Origin of the sequence: Acetivibrio sp. MSJd-27, assembly GCF_018918095.1 — a bacterium.
GTDB lineage: Bacteria > Bacillota > Clostridia > UMGS1840 > HGM11507 > HGM11507.
Window position 1 is genome coordinate 16,178 of sequence record NZ_JAHLPV010000023.1, and the last position, 12,228, is coordinate 28,405.

The window sequence follows — 12,228 nt, forward strand, 5'->3', positions numbered from 1 at the left end:
ATGCCAGCCTTCCCCAATCAATTGATTTGTAATTGGCGGGGTAAGGCTGGCATCTCTTTTGGTAACCGGATCTGAAAAATCTGCTTTTCTCTCATCGCCAAGCCTATTTTTTCAAAAAATCTGCAATCTGCTCATAAGCGGTTCTCACCTGCTGGAAAACCGGAGGCAATGTGATAAATCCGTGGAGAGAATCCTTCATTCTTATGTTTTTTACTCGATTCCCGAATTCCTTCAGCCTCTCCCCATAGTCCTCGCCTTCATCGCGAAGCGGGTCATATTCCGCTGTTATAATCAAAGTATTAGGCTGATTTGAGAGATCCTTGGATAAAAGGGGAGCAAAATAAGGATTATAAAAATCCTCGGGCTTACTGATATACAGCTCCATATAATCTCGTATGCGCTTGGACGTCAAAAAATAGTCTTTTCCGTTTGTCCGTATAGATTCATAGGGAGAATGCTCTGTATGGTCATTGTAGGTGGAAGGATAAAGCAAAATTTGCTTTTGGGGCAGAAACTCCCCCCTATCCCGAGCCATCAGGCTGACGGCTGCAGCGAGATTTCCCCCTGCGCTGTCGCCGATCAAAGCAATTCTTTCTTTTGGTATATCAAACAATGCGTCATCTAAAAAAACATCTCTGGCAATCGCATAGCAGTCCTCCAATGCACAGGGAAATTTGTATTCCGGCGCAAGTCTATAATCCACAGATATCACGGTACTATTGGTAGCTTTCGCAAGGTTTGCGCAAACTTTATCATAGCTATCAATATTACCCGTCACCCATCCTCCACCATGATAAAAGATAAGAAGAGAATCATTCACCGATTGGGGGGCCGGATAAAGACGCACCGGCACTTCATGATCGTCAACCTTTACTTTGTGATCCCAGAATTGATAAGCCAACTGTTTAATATAACGGCGGTGGGTAAGATTGACCAACTGCCGTTCCAACTTGTAATTTTTCTTTACATTGATATCCGCATAGGATACGGCTTTTAAAACTGTCAGCATCGCCTTGTTCAATGCCATATACCACCGCCTCTTTTCTTTCTGAAATTAAAATCAGTATACCATACTTCTGCTTGCTTCACAACATCTTTCTGCAGAACAGCAAAATGAAAGGAGCCGCCTTTTATAAGCAGCTCCTTCCCGAAAATAATTGATTGAGAAACAAAAATCCTTCCATTGAAACTGTGACTATTTCAATATCAGGGTATAAGGGTAGTATAGCACTCTCTCTAAAAAATGTCAATTAAATTCCTCTTATACGGAAATTTACCTTTTTGGAATTTCCGTTTATCGTATTTCCGGTACTCCTCCGTTACTGCAAAGGGCGTTATTGGAATAGCGAGGGTCGTCTGTCACTTCCCTCTCGATGAAAGACGGAATCGCAACTTTCTCCTCCTCACTGACCATTTCAACCTCCGCTAAAATCAAATCCCTGTCGTTAAACCGATCGATCTCCCAAATTTTATTCTGGTAAGGATAAAGAAATCTTGTTTTATCCAATGTGCAGTAACAGGCGTTTTTTAAAAGCTTTAACGCGTCCTTAAAAGGAATCTCATATTCAAATTCTTCCCGCGTCAGCCTGTTTAAGCGGTATTTGATTGTCAGATAGGCTTTTTCATTCCAGGTTCGCACTCTCACAACCCCTTTAAAGGCCGTTTTAATATAGCCCTGGATAATATGAATTTCCCCGGTTGCCAGAGATTCATCAAACGTATTTACGATAAACTTCCTTTCAATTTCAAGAGCCATTTTTTCACCGCTTTCTTTTTCATAGTATTGCCTGAATGAGATGAAAAAAGACACCCGAAAGTGTCTTTTCATAGAATGATCTTCTATCATTATTGAATCAGCCGCACCCGGATGATTCCATCTATTTTTGACAGGGATTCAATGACATTGCCATTTACTTCTGAATCGACATCCACAATGGTGTAAGCCACATCATTTTTGCTCTTATTCATCATGTTGTCAATATTCAAATCATTCTTTGCAAATTCATTGGAAATCTGGCTTAACATATTAGGAATATTTTTATGCATGATCGTGATTCTGGATTGAGAGGTCTTTGGAAGCTGAACGGATGGGAAATTGACGGAATTGGTGATATTGCCGCGTTCAATGTACTCTTTGATTTCACGAACCGCCATCACAGCACAGTTCTCTTCCGATTCCGGTGTAGAAGCTCCTAAATGCGGAATAGAAATCACATTCTTATAATTCAAAAGCGCTTTATTCGGAAAATCTGTGACGTAGCAGGCAACCTTTTCACTGTCAAGCGCGGATTTCATTGCATCCGCATCCACCAGATCCGCCCGCGAACAGTTGATAATCCGTACGCCGTCTTTCATGGTTTCCAAAGCGACGGAGCTAACCATCTTTTCTGTTTCTTTTGTCAGCGGAACATGCAATGTAATATAATCACAGTTTTCAAAGATCTCATTGCGGTTGATCGCACGTTTGACATTTGTGGAAAGCCCCCATGCAGCGTCAATTGAAATATATGGATCATACCCAATCACATTCATACCAAGCGCCTCCGCTGCATTTGCGACCAGAACACCAATTGCCCCTAAGCCGACAACCCCCAAAGTTTTTCCCGCGATTTCAGGACCGACAAAAGCGCTTTTCCCCTTCTCAACATCTTTTTCGACCGTATCAGAAGAAACCAATTCCTTAGCCCAGTCGATTCCGCCGACAATATTACGGGAGGAAAGCAAAAGAGCCGCAATGACCAATTCTTTCACCGCATTTGCATTCGCTCCAGGTGTATTGAAAACCACGATTCCCTTTTCCGTACATTTATCGAGAGGAATATTGTTTACACCTGCGCCTGCACGGCCGATTGCCAAGAGAGATTCGGGCATATCGTAGTCATGCATGTTAAAGCTTCTTAATAAAATACCATCCGGCGTTTCCGTGTTGTCAGAAATCGCATATTTTGTCTGATCTAATTTTGATAATCCAACATGAGAGATTTTGTTTAATGTCAAAATATTATACAAGGTAAATCACCTTCCTATTTATTTTCATTTTCAAATTTTTTCATAAATGCAACCAAAGCTTCTACGCCTTCTGCAGGCATTGCATTATAAATGCTGGCGCGCATACCGCCCACTGTCCGGTGTCCTTTCAAGTTGACAAAGCCGTTTTCGGTTGCCTCTTTGATAAATTTCGCATTTAAGTCATCATTCCCCGTAATGAAAGGTACATTCATCAAGGAGCGGTCTTCTTTTACAACGGTTCCTTTGAACATAGCGGAAGCGTCCAGATAATCATACAGTACCGCTGCTTTTTCCCGGTTGATTTTTTCAATTGCTTCCACACCGCCGATGCCTTTGAGCCATTCCAGAACCAGCTTACAGATATAGATAGAGTAGGTCGGAGGGGTGTTGTACATAGAGCCGTTGTCTGCATGTGTCTGATAGTTCAGCATGGTAGGAGTGATATCCAATGCTTTGCCGATCAAATCCTCACGGATTATTACGACCGTTAATCCGGCAGGGCCAATATTTTTCTGTGCTCCGGCATAGAGTAGTCCAAATTTGCTGACATCCAGCTTCTCAGAGAGAATACAGGAGGAGATATCTGCAACCAGCGGGACATCACCGACATCCGGCAATTGGTTATACTTTGTACCGTAAATCGTGTTATTCAATGTGATATGTACATAGTCCGCATCCGGATCAAACATATCCTTTGTAAGCTTCGGGATATAGGAAAACGTCTTGTCATCACTGGAGGCAACAATTCTTGCGTTTCCATAGCGTTTTGCTTCCTGATATGCTTTTTTTGCCCACTGCCCGGTGATTACAAAGTCTGCTTTTTTCTTTTCAGAATATAGATTCAGCGGAATCATCGCAAACTGCGTGGAAGCGCCACCCTGTAAAAAAAGCACTTTATAGTTACTGGGGATATCCATCAACTCATAAAAAAGCTCGGACGCCCGGTCAATGATAGCCTGATAATCTTTGGAGCGGTGACTCATTTCCATAACGGACATGCCGGTTTGACCATAACAGGTCATTTCACCCGCCGCAGTTTTCAGAACTTCCTCGGGAAGCATGGACGGTCCTGCTGAAAAATTAAATACTCTTTGCATAGAACAAATCCCCTTTATATTATTTTTGAAAGAAAAATTTACTATTAATTATACTACACATTTCCCCTTTCGTCAATGATTGATTCGGAAAAATCAGCTTTTCCCAGCATTCCGGGATTTCGACGAGATTCTTGTTTATGTTAATAAAATATTCATAATCCATTCATGAATTCCTCATATATGAACACTATAATACGAAGTGTAAAGGTTCTTACAAGAGCTTTTATAAAAATCCCTTAATAAAACCCTTTTATAAGAAATAACCCCTTTTATTTCTTATCCCCCCTTTCCGGAGCGGGAGCTCCGGTGCATACAAATAAATCCCACAAAAAAGGAAGCCAACATGGCTTCCTTTTCCCCTGTCTGGGGATAATTTCAAATCTTTTTTCTTCTTAAAACTTAAACGCTTCGAAATACTTCAATGTTTGTATTCCATCTCTTACGCCTGTGCGTTGTGGTAAAAAATTCACAAAATAAACATCAAAAAATATGCGGCTGGAGCCGTCTGCTGCCCTGCAATATGGTTTATCTGTCACTGACAACACTCATAAATTCTCCTTCAAAGGAATTCTCTCATCCCGTTGAACCGATATTTTCTTTGCATAGATTGTTATTCACCTTCAATAAGGGCTTGCCCCGTCATTCAACGAGGACAAGGGCACTGCATAGCCGTGCCGCGATCAGCGAGAGATTGCACTCCCGCTGATTGCGGATATGGACCCCGCCGCCTTAAGAGGCGTGGGACATCTTGCCCGCAGTTATAAGAACGATATTTCACTTTACTGAATAATGAGTTTCGGAACATAAAAACCCCGGCTTCATCCAATCAATAAAGCCGGGGATGCCTATACTTATTCAAATGGCTATCTGTTTTTATTTAATTCAAACCCGCAAACATCTCAGCGCATTCAAGACGGCCAGCAGGGACACCCCCACATCTGCGAAGACAGCCTCCCACATGTTTCCCAATCCAAAAACGGTAAGAATCAGGATAAGTGCCTTAATTCCAAGGGCAAAGGAGATATTTTGAGTGACTACCTTTCTGGTTTTTGCTGCAATGCGCTTTGCAACCGCTATTTTAGAAAGTTCATCCGTCATCAGAACGATATCGCTCGCTTCGATCGCCGCGTCGCTTCCTACGCCGCCCATAGCAAACCCGATATCGGCTATCTTCAGCACCGGCGCATCGTTGATACCATCCCCCACAAAAGCGGTTTTTCCAGTAGTATTTTTCTGCATAATTTCCTGAAGAAACCGTACTTTATCCTGAGGGAGAAGTTCGCTTTTGATCTCATCGATTCCCACTTCTCTTCCCACTGTCTCGGCTACTTTCCGGCTGTCACCGGTTAACATAACGGTTTTTCGAATTCCGCTCTTCTTCAGTTTTTCAATTGCCTGTTTGGTATCCGCTTTTATTTTATCTGCAATCAAGAGCCTTCCCGCCAACTTACCGTCTACAGCAACATAGACTACGGTATCCGCAGTGTCTGTCTGTGGGAAACAGATCTTTTCTTTTTCCATCAATTTACGATTTCCCGCCAGGACTTTTTCTCCGTTCCATTCAATACGCGTTCCGTGTCCTGCTATTTCTTCATAAGAGTTGACTGTATCTTTATCCACCTCCGCACCGTATGCCTTCTGAATGGAAAGTGCAATCGGATGATTGGAAAAACTTTCACAGTATGCCGCATAGCGGAGTACTTCTTTCTCGCTGAAACCACTTTCACTTTGAATCTGTCTCACTTCAAAGCTACCCTTTGTCAGAGTACCCGTCTTATCGAATACAATGGTGTTCACATCATTCAAGCCTTCCAGATAATTGCTTCCTTTGATCAAAATACCGTTACGCGATGCCCCGCCGATCCCTCCAAAAAAACCAAGCGGAATGGAAATGACAAGGGCACAAGGGCACGAGATAACTAGAAAGGTAAGCCCGCGGTACAGCCAGGAATCAAAATTTCCAAAACCGCTGAACAGTGGGGGTACCAACGATAGCAAGGCTGCAGCGAGAATCACGAAAGGTGTATAAACCTTTGCAAACTTCGTGATAAAGTGTTCTGTTCTGGACTTGTTTCCTGATGCGTTCTCCACCAAATTTAAAATTTTGGATACAGTGGAATCCTTGAATTCCTTGGTGACTTCTATTTTCAAAAGTCCGTTTAGATTGATCGAACCGGACAATACTTCGCTTCCTTTTGCCGTTTCCTCCGGCACGCTCTCCCCGGTCAGTGCCTTTTTATCCAGTGTTGACTGTCCCTCCAGCACAATACCGTCCAGCGGAATCTTTTCTCCGGGTTTTACGAGTATCCTGTCGCCGATGTGCACCTGCCCAGGATCCGTCTTTTTTTCTCCGCCCTCTGTTATCAGATTTGCATAATCCGGCTTGATATCCATCAAATCCGTGATGGATTTTCTGGAACGTTCCACCGCCAAATCCTGAAAAAATTCACCTATGTTATAAAAAATCATGACTGCGACGCCTTCGGCGTATTCTCCGATCACGAATGCGCCAACCGTAGCGATACTCATCAGAAAATTTTCGTCAAAAATCTGTCCGCGGCGAATGTTTTTTAAAGATTTCAAAAGCACTTTATATCCAATCATCAAAAAACTGACAAGAAAGCCGGCCAACTGGATATCCTCCGGCAGAAAGAAGGTGGCTGCAAAAAGAAGAATCCCTAATCCAAACGGCAGATATGCAAGCCATCCGGATTTCTCTTCCTCCGGTTTCTCCCGTGCGTAAATTTCCACATCCGCTTCCAACTTCTTTGCCTCCCTGTTTATGCGGGGCAATATATATTTTTCGCTTTTCTCGGTCTCCACCGTAAGCGTCTTTTGAATAAAATCGAGTTTTACGCTGCTTAACTCCTCCATCTGGTTCAGCCGCTCTTCAATCTTCCCGGCACAATGGCCGCAGTCCAGATTTCTGATATAATACTTCTTTTTCATAGGTCAAGCCTCCTCACTGTTTTTCTTTGATATGCTCCAGACCGATATGGAAAATCTGTCCCACATGGGAATCCTTTAAGGAATAGTATACTACCTTTCCAACCTTAGTGGCTTTCACTAGATTGGTATTTTTTAAAATTCGGAGCTGATGGGATATCGCAGACTGCGTCATGTTAAGCAGGCAGGAAATATCACAGACACACATTTGCTCTTCCAGCAGTGCCGCAATAATCCGCATCCGCGTACTATCCCCGAAGACTTTAAACAGCTCTGCCAAATCATATAAATCTTCTTCCTCCGGCATTTTTTTACTCACTTCATCAATTACTTCCTGGTGAATGACGGTATTTGTACATTTCTCAATTTCTTTTTTCATCGTATCCCTCCTATTTTAATATATGAACAACCGTTCATTTGTTTATAGTTTACCACGGCTCTTTTTAATTGTCAACACTTGAACAAATATTCATATATTTTTTTGCTTTTTTTTTATTGTCGAGTGTGATATGATTAAAGATAGACAGTGAGGAAATAATTTAAACATGAATATACAAATGATAAAATGTAATTATTGTAACCACGAATTCTCATTTATACCTTGCGCCGATTTCATAATATTTTTGCCCCCAATGTAAAAAAGAAATATATCTGGAGTGCGAATACGGAAGAATATAGACTCAATACGAAATAAAAGGAGACATATATCGTGAAAGCAAAGCAGAACTGGAAGGAAATATCGCTGATTACAGCTTCGGCTGTCTTAACAGCACTTTCTTTCCTTTTCCCTGCTCTTTCCTGGCTTGCTTATATCTCCCTTGTACCGGTTTTTCTGCTGCTCTTTTGGAGCAAAAAGAAAAATAAAACGCTGTTTTTTTATGGATGGCTGTTTGGTACTCTGCTTTATCTTGCCGTCCTTCACTGGCTTTTACAACTGCATCCTCTTGATTTTTTAGACTTTTCCAAGCCTGTGAGCTTTCTTATTGTATTCACCGGCTGGATTTTGATCAGCCTGTTTGAAGGATTGTTCCACGGTTTCTTTTTTCTCCTGTTCCGCAGGCTGTCTTTGGGAGATTGGCGTGACATCTTTACGCTTTCCTTTCTCTGGATTCTCATGGAGTGGGCACAGGGACTTGGCATCCTGGGCTTTCCCTTCTGCCGCCTTTCTTTAACACAGTATCAGAATCTTCCGTTCATTCAATCCGCTTCCCTGTTCAGCGCTTTTTTCCTCTCTTTCCTTCTCGTCTTTTGCAGCGCTTCCGCCGCCTTCTTTCTGACGAATCTCCGGAAAGGAAAGAAAAAAATACTGGCTGGGGCTCTTGCGCTGTGCCTGTTAAATAATTGCTATGGTATCATACAAATCAACAAGGCTTCCGAACCGGCCGGTACGCTGAGAATTGCATTGATTCAAGGAAATATATCCTCCAATCAAAAATGGGCTGACAATACTGCATCCGCCATTTTCCAAACCTACGAAGCATTGACAAAACAGGTATTGGAGGCGGAACAGCCGGATCTTGTCATTTGGCCGGAAACCGTTCTGCCTCTTGATTTAAACGATACCTCCTATCTGGAAAAACTGCAAAACACTGCAGCCGATTTTCAAACGCCTCTGATCGTGGGGGGATTTTACTATGACAGTCAAGAAAAAAAGGACTATAACGGTGTTTACTATATTCAAAGCGATGGCATGGTAAGCTTTCCCATGTATGCAAAAAGAAAGCTGGTTCCTTTCGGCGAATTTCTTCCTTTCCGTAATGTTCTGGGAAAACTTTTTCCTGTGTTAAAGGATATCAATGCGGCCGGCAGCGATTTGGAACCCGGCAGAGAAAGCGTCACACCCCCCCTTACTTCGCTCGGAACCTTTGGATCCCTTGTCTGCTTCGATTCTATATTTCCGCATATCGCCCGGGAAAGTGTGAAAAATGGCGCCCAGCTCTTAAATGTTGTCACAAACGATTCCTGGTTTAAAGATTCTGCGGGGGTATACCAGCACAATGCTCATGCGGTATTGCGGGCTGTGGAAAACCGTCGTTGGATCACCAGAACCGCCAACACGGGAATCTCCTGCTTTATCAGCCCTGCAGGAGAAGTCACAGAACCGCTGGATCCGCTCACCACAGGCTATACGGTTTCTGAGGTATCCCTCTGTTCCGGGGAAACCTTTTATACAAAAACAGGCGATCTGCTGCTTTATGCAGGAATTTTTTATCTATTGCTTATCAGAAAGGAGAAAAAATGGAAAATATTCTCGTCAAAACGGCGTCGTTTGCATTGAGCGTATTAGCGCATTATATCCGTCCCGGCGACTGTGTCGTGGATGCCACGATCGGAAACGGAAACGATACATTAAAGTTGTGTCAACTGGTTGGCGAAACAGGAAAAGTGTATGGGTTTGACATTCAGGAAAAAGCTCTTAAAAACACGGCTTCCCTGTTACAGAAAAACGGATGGAACAACGCTGTTCTCCTGCATGTATCCCATTCCGCGATATCGGAATTTATAAAGGAAAAGATACAGGCAGCCGTCTTCAATCTAGGCTATCTTCCAGGCGGCGATCATAGTGTGACAACCTGCACGGATGAAACAAAAAAAGCAATTCTCTCCTGTTTGAAACTCCTGAACAAGGACGGTGTCCTTGCCATTGTATTCTATCCCGGTCATCCGGCAGGGGCGGAGGAAAAATCTCAGCTGCTGCCCTGGGCTTCCGGTTTGAACGCCGGCTGTTTTCACTGCGTTCACACGGAGATGATAAATCAGTCTCAGACGGCGCCGTCTGTTTTGTTTATCACGAAGAAAAAGGAGGGTTCTGACGTTGAAGCATAAAATAGTTCATGGCATCCTAGTATTCCTCTGCCTTTTCTGTCTGTCTTTCGCCTTGGTTCCATCCTGCATTTACGGCATCTGGAATATCGGTGTTTTGTTTCTGTATGCAGTGGGAATTGCTTTTCTTCTCCTTCTTCGGTTTTATGCGCAAATCTCACTTTTTTTGAAAAAACACAGAAAAATAGGTGTGTCTGCTGTAATTCTATTCTTTCTGGCTTTTGGCGCTTTCTGTTTTGCAAACGGCATTTTATTTCAGTACGCTTACGGAAAACAGCCTTCTTCAGAAAATGCAAGGGACACGGTTGTCGTTTTGGGATGCCAGATTATTGGTGACCGACCTTCCCTGTCTCTGCAAAAACGATTGGATAAAGCGACGGAATATTTAAGCAGCTGCCCAGAGGCAAACTGTATTGTAACCGGAGGAATCGGAAAGGGAAAACAGTATTCAGAGGCGGAAATCATGAAACGCTATCTGATGGAAAAAGGAATCGAACCATCCCGCATTTATCTGGAAGATCGATCGACAGGGACAAGGGAAAATTTAAATTTTGCCATGTCGGTTGCACAACAAAATCAGCTTTCCACCCATTTTGTTATTGTCAGCGACAACTATCACCAGTACCGTGCAGCAGTATATCTCAAGAGAGACTTTTCCAAAACCGCTGCTCACCTTTCTTCCGACGGTCCATGGGGAATTGTTCCATGCTATTGGATGCGGGAGGTTTTAGGCGTATTTTATCTGTTTGCGGAAGGAATTTGAAAAAAACAGCGAAAGAGGTAGAAAAAGAGCTGTCAGTTGTGATATACTATTTAATAAAAGGCAATAACGTCGGAGGAAAAGCAAATGAATGACAACGTGAAAATTTTAGGAGTCAGAATCGATAATCTCACAATGGATGAAGCGGTAAGCAAACTTGCTTCTATGGCAAAGGAGGACAAGGTACATACCGTTTTCACCCCTAATTCCGAAATTCTCTATGTTGCAAAAAACGATCCGGAATTCCGTGGGATTCTGAACGCATCCGATTTAAATACCGCGGATGGCATCGGTGTTGTATACGCAGGAAAAATTTTAAAGGATCCCATCAAGGAAAGAGTCGCCGGATACGACCTGGCCTCCGCCTTTCTCCCCGTGATGGAGCAGGAAGGGCTCAAGCTATTTTTATTCGGCAGTGTGGAGGGAGTTGCGCAAAAGGCACGAGATAACCTTCTGAAACAGTATCCCAATCTGCAGATTGTCGGAACGCGCAACGGCTTTTTCGAAGATGAGACTGCAGTGATTGAAGAGATTAACCGAACAGAACCCGATGTGGTATTCGTCTGTCTCGGTGCACCAAAACAGGAAAAATTCATTGCGAAATATCGGAATCAATTTCATGCTAAAATTCTGATGGGGTTGGGTGGAAGCATCAATGTTTTTGCCGGCGAGGCAAAACGCGCCCCGGACTTTTTCATCAAAACCCATCTGGAATGGTTCTACCGGATTGCGACAAATCCCACCCGGATAGGACGTATGATGGCGCTGCCCAAGTTTGCTTTCGCTGTATTGCAATCCAGAAAAAACGGAGGGAATCAAAATGATTAAAGTGACATTGCTGTCCCACACGCCGGAACCGGAAAAACTTGTGGCTTCCGCCGCAAAGCTCTGCTACTCCAACGCCTCCATTGAGCAAATCGGCGCAAACCTGACACCCGAAAAGGTGGACAAGTTCTTAAATATGCTAGTGGATCTGGGACATGAAAGTCCCATTGAGCATATTTGCTTCACGTTCGGCATCGAAGGAGTTTCCAGAACTCTGCTTGCCCAAATCACCCGCCATCGCATTGCCTCCTTTTCGGTCAAATCTCAGCGCTATGTGAAGGAAGGCAGTTTCAGCTTTGTGGTGCCTCCGGAAATCGAAAAAAACGAAGAGACGAAAGCATTATTCTTAAAAACAATGGAAGCGGATCAGAAAGCTTATGATCAGCTTTCCGAAATTCTGTTTGAAAAACATTTGAAAGAACTGACCGCACAGGGAATTCCCGAGAAAACCGCAAAATCAAAGGCGGAAAAAATGGCAATTGAGGATGCGCGGTTTGTTCTGCCCAATGCCTGCGATACCTCCATGGTGGTAACCATGAACGCGCGCAGCCTTCTGAATTTCTTCCGTCTGCGCTGCTGCAGCCGTGCACAGTGGGAGATTCGTGAGCTGGCTACCAAAATGCTGGCGCTTGTCAAGCAGGCGGCCCCTACTATCTTCCGCTATGCTGGTCCTGGCTGTGTCAACGCTCCTTGTCCCGAGGGAAAAATGAGCTGCGGAAAAAAACAGGAAATGATGGATTATTTCCGGAATTTATGATGGAACAGGTG

At 43.5% G+C, this 12,228-nt stretch carries 11 protein-coding genes; 5 read left to right on the plus strand and 6 right to left on the minus strand.

Annotated features, from left to right (window positions below):
• Positions 1-103 precede the first annotated feature (103 nt).
• From KQI32_RS08655 to KQI32_RS08680, 6 genes are all read right to left on the minus strand, one after another.
• The gene (locus KQI32_RS08655) at positions 104-1,027 is read right to left on the minus strand and encodes an alpha/beta hydrolase (RefSeq protein WP_177690604.1); all 924 of its coding nucleotides are present in this window, start codon (positions 1,025-1,027) and stop codon (positions 104-106) included.
• Positions 1,028-1,294: 267 nt separating this feature from the next.
• A complete protein-coding gene (locus tag KQI32_RS08660; RefSeq protein WP_216424713.1) occupies positions 1,295-1,828 on the minus strand; it encodes a CYTH domain-containing protein in 534 nt (177 codons plus the stop codon).
• 17 nt (positions 1,829-1,845) lie between these two features.
• Complete coding sequence (locus KQI32_RS08665; RefSeq protein ID WP_216424714.1) at positions 1,846-3,009, minus strand: phosphoglycerate dehydrogenase; 1,164 nt, start codon at positions 3,007-3,009, stop codon at positions 1,846-1,848.
• Between the two features lie 14 nt (positions 3,010-3,023).
• Positions 3,024-4,106: a 3-phosphoserine/phosphohydroxythreonine transaminase gene (gene serC, locus KQI32_RS08670; protein WP_216424715.1), complete on the minus strand. Its 1,083-nt coding sequence runs from the start codon at positions 4,104-4,106 to the stop codon at positions 3,024-3,026.
• Positions 4,107-4,988: 882 nt separating this feature from the next.
• Positions 4,989-7,055 (minus strand): heavy metal translocating P-type ATPase, encoded by a 2,067-nt coding sequence (locus tag KQI32_RS08675; RefSeq protein ID WP_216424716.1) that lies wholly within the window; start codon positions 7,053-7,055, stop codon positions 4,989-4,991.
• 13 nt (positions 7,056-7,068) lie between these two features.
• The gene (locus tag KQI32_RS08680; RefSeq protein WP_177690596.1) at positions 7,069-7,431 is read right to left on the minus strand and encodes a metalloregulator ArsR/SmtB family transcription factor; all 363 of its coding nucleotides are present in this window, start codon (positions 7,429-7,431) and stop codon (positions 7,069-7,071) included.
• 330 nt (positions 7,432-7,761) lie between these two features.
• Between KQI32_RS08680 and lnt the strand changes: the two genes are divergently transcribed.
• The 5 genes from lnt (at position 7,762) to thyX (ending at position 12,217) form a co-directional block, all read left to right on the plus strand.
• Entirely contained in the window at positions 7,762-9,330 is a 1,569-nt protein-coding gene (gene lnt / locus KQI32_RS08685; protein ID WP_216424717.1) for an apolipoprotein N-acyltransferase, read from the plus strand.
• On the plus strand, positions 9,291-9,878 hold the full coding sequence (locus KQI32_RS08690; RefSeq protein ID WP_216424718.1) for a class I SAM-dependent methyltransferase: 588 nt from the start codon (positions 9,291-9,293) through the stop codon (positions 9,876-9,878). Before lnt ends, KQI32_RS08690 begins: the two co-directional genes overlap by 40 nt.
• Entirely contained in the window at positions 9,868-10,638 is a 771-nt protein-coding gene (locus KQI32_RS08695; protein WP_216424719.1) for a YdcF family protein, read from the plus strand. Before KQI32_RS08690 ends, KQI32_RS08695 begins: the two co-directional genes overlap by 11 nt.
• A gap of 84 nt (positions 10,639-10,722) precedes the next feature.
• Entirely contained in the window at positions 10,723-11,463 is a 741-nt protein-coding gene (locus KQI32_RS08700; RefSeq protein WP_216424720.1) for a WecB/TagA/CpsF family glycosyltransferase, read from the plus strand.
• Complete coding sequence (gene thyX, locus KQI32_RS08705; protein WP_216424721.1) at positions 11,456-12,217, plus strand: FAD-dependent thymidylate synthase; 762 nt, start codon at positions 11,456-11,458, stop codon at positions 12,215-12,217. Before KQI32_RS08700 ends, thyX begins: the two co-directional genes overlap by 8 nt.
• Positions 12,218-12,228 lie beyond the last annotated feature (11 nt).